This is a genomic window from Mannheimia granulomatis, from assembly GCF_011455695.1.
GTDB classification, from domain to species: domain Bacteria; phylum Pseudomonadota; class Gammaproteobacteria; order Enterobacterales; family Pasteurellaceae; genus Mannheimia; species Mannheimia granulomatis_A.
The window spans coordinates 1230661-1246641 of record NZ_CP015030.1 but is presented as its reverse complement, the minus strand read 5'-3'; the positions used below and the strand labels follow the sequence as shown (position 1 = coordinate 1246641).

At 38.7% G+C, this 15981-nt stretch carries 19 protein-coding genes; 15 read left to right on the top strand and 4 right to left on the bottom strand.

Annotated features, from left to right (window positions below; all coding sequences use genetic code 11):
* Positions 1-9 precede the first annotated feature (9 nt).
* The 13 genes from cydB to A4G16_RS05895 all read left to right on the top strand — a co-directional run bounded on the left by cydB (position 10) and on the right by A4G16_RS05895 (position 10435).
* Positions 10-1143, top strand: coding sequence for a cytochrome d ubiquinol oxidase subunit II (cydB, locus tag A4G16_RS05955; protein WP_165889118.1), 1134 nt, complete (start codon positions 10-12; stop codon positions 1141-1143).
* Positions 1144-1158: 15 nt separating this feature from the next.
* Positions 1159-1257, top strand: a complete 99-nt coding sequence (locus A4G16_RS05950; RefSeq protein ID WP_080686558.1) for a cytochrome bd oxidase small subunit, CydX/CbdX family — start codon at positions 1159-1161, stop codon at positions 1255-1257.
* A complete protein-coding gene (gene ybgE / locus A4G16_RS05945) occupies positions 1257-1544 on the top strand; it encodes a cyd operon protein YbgE (protein WP_165889117.1) in 288 nt (95 codons plus the stop codon). Before A4G16_RS05950 ends, ybgE begins: the two co-directional genes overlap by 1 nt.
* A gap of 160 nt (positions 1545-1704) precedes the next feature.
* Complete coding sequence (gene ybgC, locus A4G16_RS05940; RefSeq protein WP_042801160.1) at positions 1705-2094, top strand: tol-pal system-associated acyl-CoA thioesterase; 390 nt, start codon at positions 1705-1707, stop codon at positions 2092-2094.
* 34 nt (positions 2095-2128) lie between these two features.
* Positions 2129-2809: a protein TolQ gene (gene tolQ / locus A4G16_RS05935; RefSeq protein WP_042801158.1), complete on the top strand. Its 681-nt coding sequence runs from the start codon at positions 2129-2131 to the stop codon at positions 2807-2809.
* 112 nt (positions 2810-2921) lie between these two features.
* The gene (tolR, locus tag A4G16_RS05930; protein ID WP_165889116.1) at positions 2922-3359 is read left to right on the top strand and encodes a colicin uptake protein TolR; all 438 of its coding nucleotides are present in this window, start codon (positions 2922-2924) and stop codon (positions 3357-3359) included.
* A gap of 17 nt (positions 3360-3376) precedes the next feature.
* Positions 3377-4690: a cell envelope integrity protein TolA gene (gene tolA / locus A4G16_RS05925; RefSeq protein ID WP_165889115.1), complete on the top strand. Its 1314-nt coding sequence runs from the start codon at positions 3377-3379 to the stop codon at positions 4688-4690.
* Positions 4691-4705: 15 nt separating this feature from the next.
* On the top strand, positions 4706-5992 hold the full coding sequence (gene tolB, locus A4G16_RS05920) for a Tol-Pal system beta propeller repeat protein TolB (RefSeq protein WP_165889114.1): 1287 nt from the start codon (positions 4706-4708) through the stop codon (positions 5990-5992).
* 29 nt (positions 5993-6021) lie between these two features.
* Positions 6022-6492 (top strand): peptidoglycan-associated lipoprotein Pal, encoded by a 471-nt coding sequence (gene pal, locus A4G16_RS05915; protein WP_042801148.1) that lies wholly within the window; start codon positions 6022-6024, stop codon positions 6490-6492.
* Between the two features lie 301 nt (positions 6493-6793).
* Entirely contained in the window at positions 6794-7654 is an 861-nt protein-coding gene (djlA, locus tag A4G16_RS05910; RefSeq protein WP_165889113.1) for a co-chaperone DjlA, read from the top strand.
* A complete protein-coding gene (locus A4G16_RS05905; RefSeq protein ID WP_165889112.1) occupies positions 7654-8280 on the top strand; it encodes a DUF2238 domain-containing protein in 627 nt (208 codons plus the stop codon). Before djlA ends, A4G16_RS05905 begins: the two co-directional genes overlap by 1 nt.
* 131 nt (positions 8281-8411) lie before the next feature.
* Complete coding sequence (dusC, locus tag A4G16_RS05900) at positions 8412-9368, top strand: tRNA dihydrouridine(16) synthase DusC (RefSeq protein ID WP_165889111.1); 957 nt, start codon at positions 8412-8414, stop codon at positions 9366-9368.
* Between the two features lie 23 nt (positions 9369-9391).
* A complete protein-coding gene (locus tag A4G16_RS05895; RefSeq protein ID WP_165889110.1) occupies positions 9392-10435 on the top strand; it encodes a YcjF family protein in 1044 nt (347 codons plus the stop codon).
* A 64-nt stretch (positions 10436-10499) separates the two neighbouring features.
* Here A4G16_RS05895 and purH read toward each other — a convergent pair whose 3' ends face one another.
* Complete coding sequence (gene purH, locus A4G16_RS05890) at positions 10500-12089, bottom strand: bifunctional phosphoribosylaminoimidazolecarboxamide formyltransferase/IMP cyclohydrolase (protein ID WP_165889109.1); 1590 nt, start codon at positions 12087-12089, stop codon at positions 10500-10502.
* A 206-nt stretch (positions 12090-12295) separates the two neighbouring features.
* Between purH and A4G16_RS05885 the strand changes: the two genes are divergently transcribed.
* Positions 12296-12565, top strand: coding sequence for a GNAT family N-acetyltransferase (locus A4G16_RS05885; protein ID WP_165889108.1), 270 nt, complete (start codon positions 12296-12298; stop codon positions 12563-12565).
* A gap of 54 nt (positions 12566-12619) precedes the next feature.
* Here A4G16_RS05885 and A4G16_RS05880 read toward each other — a convergent pair whose 3' ends face one another.
* Positions 12620-13450, bottom strand: coding sequence for a GIY-YIG nuclease family protein (locus tag A4G16_RS05880; protein WP_165889107.1), 831 nt, complete (start codon positions 13448-13450; stop codon positions 12620-12622).
* Positions 13451-13462: 12 nt separating this feature from the next.
* Positions 13463-14908: a serine-type D-Ala-D-Ala carboxypeptidase gene (dacB, locus tag A4G16_RS05875; protein ID WP_165889106.1), complete on the bottom strand. Its 1446-nt coding sequence runs from the start codon at positions 14906-14908 to the stop codon at positions 13463-13465.
* A gap of 103 nt (positions 14909-15011) precedes the next feature.
* Here dacB and greA point away from each other — a divergent pair, with 103 nt between their 5' ends.
* Complete coding sequence (gene greA / locus A4G16_RS05870; RefSeq protein ID WP_027074296.1) at positions 15012-15488, top strand: transcription elongation factor GreA; 477 nt, start codon at positions 15012-15014, stop codon at positions 15486-15488.
* 68 nt (positions 15489-15556) lie between these two features.
* Here the strand turns inward: greA and ndk are convergent, their stop codons facing one another.
* On the bottom strand, positions 15557-15973 hold the full coding sequence (gene ndk, locus A4G16_RS05865) for a nucleoside-diphosphate kinase (protein WP_165889105.1): 417 nt from the start codon (positions 15971-15973) through the stop codon (positions 15557-15559).
* Positions 15974-15981: the final 8 nt, after the last annotated feature.

Below are 15981 nucleotides of genomic sequence, written 5' to 3'. Positions count from 1 at the left end.
GGGTTAAAAATGATCGATTATGAAATTCTCCGCTTTATTTGGTGGATCTTAATTGCGGTATTGTTAATTGGTTTTGCCATTACAGATGGTTTTACCATGGGAGTATTAAATCTTTTACCTGTAATTGGTAAAAGCAATGTTGAACGCCGTATTATGATCAACACTGTTGCTCCACACTGGGATGGTAACCAAGTATGGTTATTAACTGCAGGCGGTGCAATATTTGCTGCTTGGCCAACAGTATATGCAACCTCTTTCTCAGGTTTCTATATTGCAATGGTACTTGTATTAGCTGCATTATTCTTCCGCCCGGTTGGTTTTGAATATCGTGCTAAAATTGATGATTCAAAATGGCGTAGTGCTTGGGATTGGGGGCTATTCCTCGGTGGATTTGTCCCATCATTAGTATTTGGTGTTGCATTTGGTAACTTATTGCAAGGTGTTCCATTTGAATTTAATGGGATTAACCAATCTCTATATACAGGTTCATTCTTAGGTTTACTAAATCCATTTGCCTTGTTATGCGGTATTGTGAGTTTAATGATGTTAGTAACTCAAGGTGCAACTTGGTTACAGATGAAAACAACAGATGAGCTACGCAATAATTCAAGAAAAGTGGCACAAGTTTCTGCAATAGTGGTATTGGTAGCATTCGTTATTGCTGGTGTATGGTTATCTTTCAAAGATGGTTTTGTTCTGACTAGTGAATTAGATCGTAATGCTCAATCATTACTGACTAATAAAACAGTTGCAGTTGAAACAGCTGCATGGTTTAGAAATTATACAGAAATGCCAGTTTTATGGATTGTTCCTGCATTAGTTGCAATTGGTGCATTGTTAACGATTGTTAGCTCTAAAGCAAATCGTTCTGGCTGGGCATTTTTCTCATCTTCTGTGATGATTATTGGTGTGATTTTAACTGCAGCTGTTTCAATGTTCCCGTTCATTATGCCATCAATTACACACCCTGAGATGAGTTTAACTGTTTGGGATTCAACAGCAAGTCAATATACATTAACGGTAATGCTTATTGTTGCATGTATTTTTGTACCAATCGTTTTAGGCTATACCATCTGGTCATATATCAAAATGTATGGTCGTTTAGATGCTAGCTATTTAGAAGAAAACAAAGCAGCTTACTAATAAGGAGAGTTTATTATGTTTTATGTAACTTGGGTCTTAGGTGTAATGCTTGCAATTTTCTTTGCAACCGTTATCACAATCAGTATTGAAAAAACAGGTAAGTTTGACGAGTAATGATTAATGCTCTTTATAACTTAACAGCAAAGGGCTTGCTAAAAGCCCTTTCTTTCATTTTAACTACAGCATTAGTTGCAATGATTTTGCTAAATTCTACCGCTTTCGCTACACATTTTGGTGGTAGAATACCTTACTTAGTTATTATTGTATTTTATGGTATGGCTATTTTATGGATTCATGGAGTTGGATTTGAAATTAAATCGACTCTCTGGAAAGTTATTTTCTTACCGTTGATTGGTTATTGTATCGTTATTCCATCTTTATGGATCCTATTAGTGAGATAGAGGCTTTTACGCCTCTTTTTTATTGGCTTGAGTTTAAAATATTTTTACTATTTTAGTATAAAATCTACTTGCACAAAGATTCTTCTATCTCTAAAATAGCATATAGTTTGCGCCTAAATTTTGGGCGTTTTTTTCATTTTGAATAAGAGAAATGAGATCTATGAATTTCCCGATTCGAGTTTATTATGAAGATACGGATGCTGGTGGCGTTGTTTATCATGCGAATTATCTTAATTTTTTTGAACGTGCAAGAACGGAGTTTTTAAGGCAGTACCATTTTTCTCAGCAGGCACTCTTTGCTCAATCACTTGCTTTTGTAGTGAAAAAAATCGAGATAGATTATAAACTGCCTGCTCGCTTAGATGATTTGTTAACGGTCGAAACGACTCTATCAGAATGTAAAAAAGCCACTCTTATATTTGAACAAAAATTGTGTAAAGATGGAGTGTGTTTGAGTAGTGCAACGGTGATTGTTGCAAGTGTTGATCTTGTTAAAATGAAACCGGTAGCAATTCCTGATGATATACGTCAAGCATTACAAATAAAGTAATTTTATATTTAAAAAACTATTCGGAGTTTTATTAATGCAAACTGAATTTAGCCTTCTATCGTTATTTTTAGAAGCAAGTATTGTAGTAAAGATCGTTATGTTGATCCTCATTGTCTTCTCAATTTTATCTTGGGCAGTCATTATTCAGCGTAGCAAAGTATTAACTAAGGCCCTCAAAGATTCACTGGCATTTGAAGACCGTTTTTGGTCTGGTGAAGATTTAAATCGTTTACATCAAGGACTGGAAAATCGTCGTGAAGTATTAAATGGTGCTGAGCAGATTTTCTATGTTGGTTTTAAAGAATTTACCCGTTTACAACAAGCAAATCCAGATGCTCCGGAATCAATTATTCAGGGTTCTACTCGCGCGATGAATTTGGCACTAAACCGTGAAATGGAAAGCTTAGAAAACTACATTCCGTTCTTAGGCACGGTAGGTTCAATTAGCCCGTATATCGGTTTATTTGGTACAGTATGGGGAATTATGCACTCCTTTATGGGGTTAAGTGCCGTGAAGCAAGCAACATTACAATCTGTTGCACCGGGTATTGCAGAGGCGCTAATTGCAACAGCGATTGGTTTATTTGCAGCTATTCCGGCTGTAATGGCATACAACCGTTTAAATTTACGCTTAGGTAAGGTTGAACAAAATTATGTGAATTTTATTGATGAATTTACTACCTTACTTCACCGTCAGGCGTTCTCAAAAAAATAAGTAGTAGAGGCGGTTTGCAAAATTTTATAAAAATTCAACCGCTTGATAATAAGTGTGAATAGCACATAAAGATTAATTACAGGTGTCCAAGCACCTTATAAAAGAGGAAGTTATGTCTCGTCGTTTAAAACGTAATGACATTAAATCTGAAATTAATATCGTACCATTCTTAGACGTGTTATTAGTGTTGTTGCTTATTTTTATGGCAACAGCACCAATTATTAGTCAAAGTGTGGAAGTTAATTTACCGGAAGACACACACAGCCAATCGGTTTCTAATGAAGATAAAACACCTGTTATTTTAGAAGTCGCAGGTGTTGGCGAGTATAAGTTAAAAATTGATGGTAACTATATACAAAGTAACGGACAGTATAATCTTTCGGAAGCTGAAGTGATTGCTTATGCAGGAGAGGCTTTCCAAAAAGATAATAATACTTTGTTTTTGGTTGCAGGTGATAAAGTTGTACCTTATGAAGAGATCATGAAAGGTATCACATTACTTAAAGATGCAGGTATTAAATCAGTAGGTTTAATGACCGAAGGTAAATAATAAGCCAAGGATACAGTGTGAAATCTCAACAAGATAGACTAGAGCTTGCAGTTATTATTTCAATCTTATTACATATATTGTTAATTGGATTATTATTACTCGGGTCTCTTTTCACGAAAACAGAGCTTGCTGCCGCTGGTGGTAGTGGTGGAGATAGCGATAGCTTCGAGGCTGTAATGGTTGATACAGGGCAGGTTGCTGCAGAGTATGGTCAGTTAGTGGCGGAAAAAAAAGGAACTAAAAAACCAGAAGTAGAGCCTAAAGAATCGAAGAAAGAAACTGTTGAGGAAGTGGAAGATAAACCGACTCCGGAGGAAATCCAAGAGGAAAAGCAAGCCCAGCTAGCCGCTATTCAAGAAAAACAGCGTCAAAAAGAAATTGGACGTCAAGAAAAACTTGAAGAGCAGAAAAAGCAGGAGCAAGCTAAGCAAGAAGAATTGAAAAAGCAGCAGGCAGAAGAAGCAACTCGCAAAAAAGCTGCTGAGGCAGCCAAGTTAAAAGCGGATGCAGAAGCAAAACGTTTAGAAGCTGCTGCAAAACAAGCTGAAGAAGAGAAAAAAGCAAAAGAAGCTCAGCAAAAACTAGAGCAACAGAAGAAAGTTGAAGCTGAGAAGAAATTACAAGAGCAGAAAGAGCTTAAAGAAAAATTAGCTAAAGAAGCTAAGGAAAAAGCGGAAAAAGAAGCTGAAGCTAAAGAAAAAGCCGAGAAAGAAGCCAAAGCGAAGGCTGAAAAAGAAGCTAAAGAAAAAGCCGAGAAAGAAGCTAAAGAAAAAGCCGAGAAAGAAGCCAAAGCGAAAGCTGAAAAAGAAGCTAAAGAAAAAGCTGAGAAAGAAGCCAAAGCAAAGGCTAAAAAGGCAGCTAAAGAAAAAGCAGAAAAAGAGGCAAAAGCTAAAGCAGCCGCTGAGGAAAAAGCTGCACAAGCTAAGAAGAATCAGGCATTGGATGACTTCCTAAGTGGCGGTGATGTCGGTGGTGGTTCAAGCAAAGGTGGTAATAAGAATTCATCTGGTTCACAGGGCTCTGGTGGTACAAGCGGCTTAGGGCAAGGTGCAAATGTAGATGGTAATGCATACGGTCAGAGAATTAAGAAATTAATTCAGTCTAAATATCGTGTTGATCCGAGTTTTGCCGGCAAGCAATGCGATGTTAAGATTTTCTTAAGTCGAGACGGTACAATTACTAACTATCAAGTTATAAGTGGAGATAAGGCAGTTTGTGATGCGGCTGTAAGTGCAATTGTGGCAACTAGGAAGGTTCCGCCAGCACCATCGGATGCAGTGTATAATATGTTTAAATCACCAACACTTGATTTTAGTTTAAGAGTTAAATAATTTAGAGGATTAAAAATGAAATTATTCTCTCGTATAGCGGGTGTAATAAGCATCGTGTCTGCTTTAGTATCTACATCAGTAGTTGCAGATTCAGATGTTCGGATTTCAATTGATGAAGGGGTGAGTATGGCACAACCGATTGCGGTTGTACCATTTAAGTCCAGTGGTGTACCTGCAGATGTAGCCCAGATCATTTCTGACGATTTGCGAAATAGTGGTAAATTTACACCGCTTGAACGCTCTCAAATGCCTGCGCAGCCAGGTTCTGCAAGTGAAGTGGTTGCAGATCAATGGAGCGCTATCGGTATTGATAACATCATTGTTGGTCAAGTTAGCCCAGCAGGCGGTGGTTATAATGTTGCTTATCAGTTAATTGATACATTAGGTACATCAGGTGTTGCAGGTGGTGTGATTGCTCAAGGCTCATTTATTGTGCCGGCAGCACAAATTCGCCAAGGTGCTCACACTGTAAGTGATGAGGTTTTTGAAAAATTAACCCAAATTCGTGGTGCATTCAGAACAAAAATTGCATACGTTGTTCAACGTGGAGTATCATCATACGAATTAAGAGTATCAGATTACGATGGTTTTAATGCATTTACAGTCACTAAAAGTAAAGAACCTTTGATGTCACCAGAATGGTCACCGGATGGTAGTCGTTTAGCTTATGTAACGTTTGAAAACAAAAAAGCACAAGTTGTAGTACACGATTTGCGTTCGGGATCACGCCGAGTGGTTGCAGCATTGAAAGGGCATAACGGTGCACCATCATTCTCACCGGATGGTTCTCGTATTGCTTTTGCATCAAATCAAGATGGTGAGTTAAATATTTATGTTGTGGGTAGTTCCGGTGGTACGCCAAGTAAATTAACAGCAAATGCTGGTAATAACACAGAACCGAGCTGGTCACCGGATGGAAGTTCAATTTACTTTACTTCAGACCGTGCAGGCTCTCCACAAGTTTACAGAATGAGTTCATCAGGTGGTGGTGTAAGCCCAATGGGTGGTCGAGGTAGCTATAATGCTAAAGTATCATCTGATGGTAAGAATCTAATCATGATTGCCGGTGATAAAGTTGTGAAACGCGATCTCGCTTCGGGTGGCACAGAAGTATTGAGTTCAACTTTCTTAGACGAAAGTCCAAGTATTTCACCAAATGGCATCATGGTTATTTATAGCTCTACCAAAGGTACGAGCAAAGTGCTACAATTGGTGTCAGCAGATGGGCGTTTTAAAGCTAATTTGCCTGGAGCAGGTGGACATTATAAATTCCCTGCATGGTCACCATATTTGATCAAATAATAAATATTCTCTTCTATTAGGAGCAACAAATGAAAAAATTTGCTAAAGTATTAATGGTAGCAGTACCAGCTTTCGCATTAGCAGCATGTAGCAGCTCATCTGATGATGCAGCAGCTAATGCAAACGCAAACGCAGCAAATGTAGCTGGTGAGTTCGGTGGCTTAACAGCTGAACAATTAAAATCACAATACAACACAGTATACTTCGGTTTCGATAGCTATGCAGTTGAAGGTGAATACCGTCAATTATTAGACGCTCACGCTCAATTATTAGCTAAAACTCAAGGTAATGTAACTGTTGCTGGTCACGCTGATGAGCGTGGTACTCCAGAGTACAACATCGCATTAGGTCAAAAGCGTGCAGATGCAGTTAAAAGTTACTTAGCAGCTAAAGGTGCTAACAACACTTCAACTGTGTCTTACGGTGAAGAGAAACCAGCTGTATTAGGTCACTCTGAAGCTGATTACGCGAAAAACCGTCGTGCAGTTTTAGAATACTAATCCTTAGTTGATTCTATTACATTGAAGCCCTGAGTTATCAGGGCTTTATTTTTTATCTTATTTGTTTATCAATCTCGCTTAATTTTAAACATTTCTAAAACAGCATTATAGAATCATCAAACACAATTGTTTCCTTTTTGAGCTTGATATTATGGCCTTTTATCCCCATTAATTACTCAATTAGCTTTAGTCTAGTTTGATGGATATTTCTTTTGCCTAGAACACAAGCAAAATGAAAAATTAATCTTTGTGGCAAATTTTGCTAGAATAGCTGTAATAGTCTTTATAGAAAGGATTGAAAATGCAATTTATCGGAAAAATCGTTGGCTTTATTTTGGGTTATCAAATGTTTCACGGTCTATTCGGTGGAATATTTGGTGCTTTTATCGGACATCTGGCTGATAAAAAACTTTATGAATTAGGCTCAGTTCGTTCTAGTATTTTTGGTAAGAATTTAACCCGTCAATCATTATTTACTCAAACTACCTTTGCCGTTTTAGGACATATAGCAAAAGCAAAAGGTCGTGTAACTGAGGCTGATATTGAATTGGCAAGAGTATTAATGGCTCGTTTAAAACTAGATAGTGCAGCCCAGCAGTTAGCACAAAATGCTTTTACTTTAGGTAAAGAGGCTGATTTCCCATTACGCCAAGTAATTCAAGAATTTAGAGAAGCTTGCGGGCAAAGAACGGACTTATTACGCTTTTTTGTAGAAGTTCAAATGCAAGCCGCATTACAAGATGGAGAACTAGATGCTAAAGAGCAACAAATTCTCTTTACTATTGCTGAAATAATGGGCATGTCTCGTTTCCAATTTGAACAAATGATTGCGATGATTATTGCAGCCCAGCAATTCCGTACAGGTGGTTATTATCAACAAACAAACGGTGGCTATCAGCAATCGGAGAGTGGCTCTTATGGAAACTATCATCAATCAAGCAATGCTCCAAGTATTGAGGCGGCTTATACCGTATTGGGTGTAACTGCACAAGACGATCACAATACCGTAAAACGTGCTTACCGTAAGCTGATGAATGAACATCATCCAGATAAATTAGCGGCTAAAGGTTTACCTGATGAAATGATGGAACTCGCCAAAGAGAAAGCACAACAAATTCAAGCAGCTTATGACTTAATCTGCAAAATCAAAGGATGGAAATAATGGACTCACGTTCGCATATTATTCCGCTATTTTTAGCTATATTGATTACGGTAGTTGCAATTTGGTCCGGGCTGAATCCAACGGATAGAGCGGTTTGGTATGCGGAAGTGTTCCCTATTTTTGTGGTTTTTGCCTTATTAATTATTACTTACCCTAAATTCCAATTTAGCGGTTTAGCTTATTTTTTTATGTCGCTTTGGTTGATCATGCATTTAATCGGAGCAAAATATACCTTTGCCAAAGTGCCGTTTGATTGGGCAAATCAGTTCCTCTCCCCAATTTTAGGTGAAGACCGCAATCATTTTGACCGTGTGGCTCACTATATTATCGGTTTCTACAGTTTTCCAATGGCAGAGTGGTTAATGCGTAAGCGTAAATGTGGAATGGGTGTTGCTTTTTTCTTCTCACTTTTCTTTATTATGGCGGTAGCAGCCTGCTATGAAATTATTGAATGGCAATATGCAGTAATTGAAGGCGGAAATGCAGGTATCGAATTTTTAGGCTCGCAAGGCGATATTTGGGATGCACAAAAAGATATGCTCGCTGATACCCTTGGTGCTTTAACTGCATTGAGTATTTATCTCATTGCCCGCCCTGATTTACGTATTAGAGATAGACATTTTTAACTTTTCAAGCGGTTATTTTTTCCCAATTTTTTGCAAATTTTTGTCAAAAGTGCTTGCGTTTGAATGCCGGCTTTGCCGATGAGTGCGAGTGTGGAGAGTAAATGTAACCGCTTGTATTTTTATTTTAGATAATGAACACAATTCCAAAAGTGATTCTTGCCCCTATGCAAGGGGTGTTAGATCCATTTGTCCGCCAGCTTTTAACTTCTGTAAATGAATACGATCTCTGCATTTCTGAGTTTGTCCGGGTTGTTGAGCAACGTTTACCGAAAAAAGCTTTTTACCGACTCGCTCCTGAATTATACCAAGGTGGATTGACCGACTCCGGCACGCCTGTTCGGGTACAAATTTTAGGGCAACATCCTCAGTGGCTTGCAGAAAACGCAGCGTTAGCGATTGAACTTGGATCACACGGGATAGATCTCAATTGTGGTTGTCCGTCAAAAACAGTGAATGGCAGCAATGGTGGAGCATCATTATTAAAAGATCCGGATTTAATTTACCGAGCGACTCTTGCAATGCGACAAGCAGTTCCTTCTGATAAAATTGTGTCGGTAAAAGTTCGGTTAGGCTGGGATTCCGCCGAGCAATGCTTTGAAATTGCCGATGCGGTGGCTCAAGGGGGAGCGAATGAAATCACGGTTCATGGACGAACAAAATCAGATGGCTATCGAGCAGAACGCATTAATTGGCAAGCAATTAGTGAAATTCAAAAACGTCTCTCTATTCCTGTTATTGCCAATGGTGAAATTTGGGATTTTGAATCTGCAAAAAATTGTCAAAAAATCACCGCTTGTAATGCGTTGATGATTGGGCGTGGGGCATTAAATACGCCAAATTTAAGTAAAGTAATTAAATATAATGAGCCGAAAATGGCTTGGAATGAGGTATTACAACTGCTATACCGATACGTCAAAATGGAAAATCATCAAGACACCGGTTTTTATCATGTTGCCCGTATTAAACAATGGCTACGTTATCTTGATAAAGAATATCCGCAAGCGGTGGAATTATTTGAAATTTTGAAAACCGAACACGGATATGATGGTCTAAAAGCACATATTGAAAATGCAGTAGAGAAGCTATAGTACTCCATGTAAAAAGGTAAGCGATGACAAAACAAATTTTTAATGAATCAGAGGTTATCCACTCTGAAAAAATCGAACCTAAGCAAGAGTTTGATATTAATGAGGTTATCATTGAAGATGAAGCAAAGCAGGTTGAGGCCGAGTTGATTATTGAGGAAAGCCTAAAACCTTCTCGCTTTTGGGTTAGGGTGCTGTTGGCAACGCTTGTTTTATTTGGAGTGGCGGTAATTGCCCAAAGCATTCAATGGCTGATGGATACTTTTCAACGAAAAGAGTGGATCTATTTCGCTTTTTCCATTGTCTTTTTTATTGTCAGTTTGAGTGGCATTGTCGCTGTAATTTCCGAATGGCGAAAATTGGTTTATTTGCGTAAGCATCAGCAAAATCAACAAACCAGCCGACAATTATTACTGGAAAATTTACCCTCAAATGATGGCGAACAAGCGGTTAAATTTTGCGAAAATATTGCAAATAATCTGAAAAGTTTGCCGTTGGTGGCACAATCGGAAAAACGTTGGAGAAGCCAATTAAATGAAGCTTACAACGCAAAAGAAGTGTTGTATCTATTTAGCGAGAATGTGTTAAAACCGATTGATAAAGAAGTAAAAAGAATGATCTCTAAAAATGCAGCGGAAAATGCAGTGATTGTTGCAGTTAGCCCTCTTGCGATAGTAGATGTTTTACTGATGGCGGCAAGAAATATTGCGTTAGTGAATAAAATTACGCGAGCATACGGAATGGAGCTGGGCTACATCAGCCGTTTAAAGCTGTTTCGGCTGGTGCTAAGTAATATGGTATTTGCAGGCGCTACCGAAATTGCCACTGATGTGGGGATGGATTTCTTTTCGCAAAACCTTACCGCAAAACTTTCACTTAGAGCGGCTCAATGTATTGGCGTGGGGTTACTCACCGCAAGGTTAGGCATTAAAGCGATGGAGTTTTGTCGCCCTATCGCCTTTCAAGCTAACGAACGCCCGAAAATCTCGGCTATTCGTCAAGAATTGCTGACTTCAATGAAGGATAGAGTGTTCAGCAAAAGTGAAATAAAGGAAAAAGAGAGAGTCTAATAAGAACTTAGATTAAAAAAGAAGAGCCGATTAAAATTTCTTAATCGACTTTGTCTATTATAGATTAATGACGGAAGTGACGCATTCCTGTGAGTACCATTGCCATACCGTGTCCATTTGCTGCATCAATCACTTCCTGATCTCGCATTGAACCACCTGGGTGGATAACACAAGTAATACCGACTTTAGCTGCCGCATCAATACCATCACGGAATGGGAAGAACGCATCAGATGCCATTACGCAACCTGCTACTTGCAAGCCTTCATCTTCCGCTTTAATGCCGGCAATTTTTGCTGAATACACACGGCTCATTTGACCGGCACCGATACCAATGGTTTGTCCGTTTTTTGCATACACAATCGCGTTAGATTTCACATATTTTGCAACTTTCCAGCAGAATAATAAATCTTCTAGTTCGGCTTGTGTTGGTTTACGTTCAGATACCACTTGTAAATCTTCGGTTGAAACCGCACCTTGGTCAGCATCTTGCACTAATACACCACCATTGACGCGTTTAAAATCTAGACGTTTTTCCGCTTGGCTGAATTCGCCGCACTCTAACACACGCACGTTTTTCTTCTTAGCTAGAGCTTCTTTAGCCTCTTCAGAAATTCTTGGGGCGATAATCACTTCCACAAATTGGCGTTCTGCAATGGTGTTTGCTGTTTCACCGTCTAATTCACGGTTAAAAGCGATAATGCCACCGAATGCAGAAGTTGGGTCGGTTTGGTAAGCGCGGTTATAGGCTTCCAAAATATCTTCACCTAACGCCACACCGCAAGGGTTAGCGTGTTTAACAATCACACAAGCAGGTTGTGAAAATTCTTTCACACATTCAAGAGCGGCATCGGTATCGGCAATATTGTTGTAAGAAAGGGCTTTTCCTTGTAGCTGTTTTGCGGTGGAAACAGACGCTTCTTTCACTTCATTTTCGACATAGAACGCCGCATTTTGGTGAGCATTTTCACCATAACGCATGGTTTGTTTACGCACAAAGTTAAGGTTTAATGTACGAGGGAATTGACCGCACACTTGAGTTAAATCTTCTTCCTCAGCCCCTTGATAAGGTAGCACTTTTTGACCGAAGTAGTTGGCGATCATCGAATCATACTGTGCCGTATGCTCAAAGGCTTTAATTGCCAAGTTGAAGCGAGTTTCTAAAGTCAGGCTGTTTTGGTTTTGATCCATTTCAGCAAGAATCGCATCAAAATCGTTGTTATTTACCACAATCGCGACATCTTTATGGTTTTTAGCGGCAGAACGCACCATAGTTGGTCCACCGATATCAATATTTTCCACCGCATCTTCAAGGCTACAGGTTGGATTAGCGACTGTTTGTGCAAAAGGGTAAAGATTGACAACAACCATATCAATGCGTTCGATACCATGCTGATTCATTACTTCATCATCTGTACCACGGCGACCTAAAATCCCTCCATGCACTTTGGGGTGAAGCGTTTTTACTCGACCATCCATCATTTCAGGGAAGCCGGTGTAGTCAGATACTTCTGTTACAGGTAAACCCGCTTCAGCCAATAATTTCGCTGTACCGCCTGTAGAAAGTAATTTTACACCGCGGGTTATGAGCCCTTGTGCAAATTCGACAATGCCTTTTTTATCAGACACACTTAATAACGCTTGTTGAATTGCCATTTTTCTAAGTTCCTTAAAATGAGATTTAAATGTGAAATAAACGCTAGTTATTATATGGCAAACGTTTGCTTTTTTCATCTGTAAGCGGTCGAATTTACGCAAAAATTTGCAACGCATTTTTGCAAAAATGTTTACAAATATAACCGCTTGCAAGCTTTTTGAAACTCAATAAAATACCAAGAGAAACACCTACAACAGGAGACATTATGATTAGTCATAATTTAGAGAATTTAGAATTTGAATATTTCGATGAAAACGGCATAAAAGCGGGAAAATTGCGTTATCGCTATATCAAAGAGAAAGTAATTGATGCCTACACCACAAAAGTGGACGAAGCCTTTCAAGGCAAAGGCATTGCCGGCGAGCTTTATAACGCTTTAATAGCGTTTGCGGTAGAAAATAACCTCAAAATCAAACCAAGCTGTAGCTATATTGATGTAAAAATGCAGCGAAGTCATCAAGAGTTAATGGCTTAATTAATACAAGCGGTCGTAAAAATGTAAAATTTACGACCGCTTGTTTTTATAGTTTTATTCCCAATGAAAGGTAATTTTTAGTCCTACACTATCGGCAAAATCTTGAATTGCTTTGCGGCGTTGAGCCGTTGAAGAATGTGTATAGACATAAATGCCTTCTTCAAGTTTAGTCGTGTATGCCATACCATTTGGTCTGTAACAGGGCTCTGAGCCTACACAATGTGTCAATGTGGGTTTTCCATTCTTGATATAATTTTCTACTAATCCTCTATATTTTGGATCTTTTAATAAATAGTTAAAGAAGGTTCTTTGATTATCTCGGAAACTTTTTCCTGAAATTCGAGTTCCATCTGCAAGCTCAATATAACATTTATTTTCTTCTAGAACGGAATTATTCTCTTCAGTCTCACTTTCAAAAATATTAATGTGGGCAACCTCATCCATAATTTCTTGAACAATATCAAATACATTTCGGGCCTTAATTTTGCTGGTCTTATCAATATAAGAAGTGTTACCAATAGTAACATTATCGAGCTTTAAATCAGTTTTCTTGAACTCGTTAATAAGGAATTTTTCGAGATAGTCGGTTTGTGATTTATCCAAATGGCCATCTTCTCTGCCAAAGAAAATGATTTTATTACACCATTCTTTATCCTGATCTTTAATATGTTTGGCAAGGCGATCATAAATTTTTCCTGAAGCCTGTCCGACATATCGCCTATTTTCACCTAATAAAATATAAATACCGGCTTTATTCGCTTCTTCTAAATCTTTTAAAGCATTGAAATCGTTACGATCTGCAATAACAAAGAAAGCCGGTTCCTTGGTGTAAACGGTAATATTGTCTCTTCCTCTGTCTGCAACGATGACAGTATGTGTAACCATAATTTTTCTTCCTTATTCATTAAACAACGCCATATATAAGCTGTTTTCAAAAGTATTGAGTGGGGCTCGCTTGGTTTTGCTTTCAAGCTCACCAGTGGAATAACCGTTGATAAATTGCACAAAGGCGATGCGTTCGCCTCGGGCATTTTTCATAAAGCCTGCGAGGTTGTAAACGCCTTTTAGAGAGCCGGTTTTGGCAATAAGGTTTTTCGCCAGCGGCTCTCTGGAAATTGAACCTCTGCCAGAAATCGTGCCGTCCACGCCCGCAATTGGAAAGGTGTCAAATAGCTGTAAAGTTGTTTCATTTTGTGCGATATATTCCAAAGTTTCCAGCATCGTATTAGCACTGACCTGATTATGACGGGAAAGCCCTGAGCCATCAGCAACCACACTATTATTAAAATGAATGTTCGCCTTAGATTTCAAGAGATTGCGAATTACATAACTGCCGAGTTGGAAAGAGGCCGGACGGTTATGTTGTTTATTGGCAATCGTTCTAAATAGGGCATCAGCAATTTGGTTATCTGATTTTTTCATCATTTTTTTCAGCAAAATCGGTAACGGCTCAGAATAATGTTCTGCCAGTAACACGCCTGCTTGGGTATTCAGTGGCTCTTTGATTTGTCCGTTAAACTCAATACCTAAATTTTTTAAGTGCGATTTGATAATATTTGCTCCGTAGTTGCTTGGATCTTGTACCGAGAAACTTAAGCCGAAAGGCTGGGATTGGCGAGCCATGCAGCCTTTAATTTGATAGCGGTTGTTATCGTTCACCACAACATCGAGTTGGCAAAAAGGTGCTTCTTTACCATCTACGATATAAGCGGAGCTAAAAACTTGTACCGGGTAAGAAGATGGCACGTTAATTTTAGCGAAATTGCCAATATGTTGATCAGCATCTAAAGTCACATAAAAACAGTTATGATCCACATTAATGGCTGCCGGTGGTGCATTAAAACACATGGTTAAATCATTCCAAATCCAACCGGAGGCTTTATCATGGCTGGCAAAAACGGATGTATCTAAAATCAAATCACCTTCAATTTTTTTAATGTTTTGTTGCTTTAATTTGCTAATTAATTGATAAATTTGACCGCTTGTTAGCTCTGGATCACCGGTAAAGCGTGCAATTAAATTCCCTTTTAATATGCCGTTTTCAATAGAACCATTAGTTAATAATGCCGTTTGAAAACGGAAATCATCGCCTAAAGCCAGTTTAGCTGCCAATGCAGTAAAGACTTTTTGCGTACTTGCCGGTAGCATAAAGATATCACTTTGGTATTGGGTAATAATTTGGTTAGTCTCTAAATTTTTCGCAATAAAACTTACTGAAGTACCCGGTGGTAAGGCTTTTATGATTTCAGTAGTGTTGATTTCTGCTTGTGTAAAGGTTGGGATAAATAAAGCAGATAAGATAAATTTTTGAAAAAAACTGCGAGTGAAATTTTTAAAAACCATAATACATAATAAAAGGGGAGTTGAAATTTTTAACGAGAAATTGAATAATAGCCCTTTCAATTTCATTCGTAAACCGATAATTTTTAGTAAGGAAATAGATTTAATGAAACAAATTCCTATGACTGTGCGTGGTGCAGAGCAGCTACGTGAAGAATTGGATTTTTTGAAAAATGTGCGTCGTCCACAAATTATTGATGCAATCGCAGAAGCTCGTGAACACGGTGATTTAAAAGAAAACGCCGAGTATCATGCTGCACGTGAGCAGCAAGGCTTCTGTGAAGGTCGTATTCAAGAAATTGAAGGTAAGTTAGGTAATGCTCAAATTATTGATGTCACCAAAATGGCGAATAACGGCAAAGTGATTTTTGGGGCAACTGTTGAGTTAGTGAATACGGATACCGATGAGGAAGTGACTTATCGTATAGTGGGTGATGATGAAGCGAATATTAAGGAAGGCTTAATTTCGGTCAATTCACCGATTGCCCGTGGTTTAATCGGCAAAGAAGTGGATGATTCCGTTAGTATTACCACCCCGGGCGGTAAAGTTGAATTTGATATTGTGGGCGTAGAATATATTTAGTTGCTCTCTAAAAAATTTAAAGCCATTTGAGTTCCCTCAAATGGCTTTTTTGCTATTTAAACAATACGCTAAACAATCTCACTCGGCACGAAGAAATAGGCGATTTCACGTTTGGCAGAGTCTTCCGAATCTGAACCGTGAACGGAATTTTCACGTATACTGAGGGCATATAAATCACGAATTGTGCCTTTTTCACGATTCTCCGGGTTTGTTGCGCCCATTAATGTGCGGTAGTGAGAAATTGCCTCTTCACCCTCTAAGACAGACACTACAATCGGACCTGAGGTCATAAAATCTACTAAAGGCTCAAAAAATTCTTTGCCTTTGTGTTCTGCATAAAAGCCTTCGGCTTGTTCACGTGTAAGATGAAGACACTTGAGGGCTTTAACCATTAAACCTGCCGATTCTAAATGTGCCAGAATCTTGCCGATAAGATTGCGGCGAGTTGCATCGGGTTTTATGATAGAAAGGGTTTGTTGGATCATATAGTTTC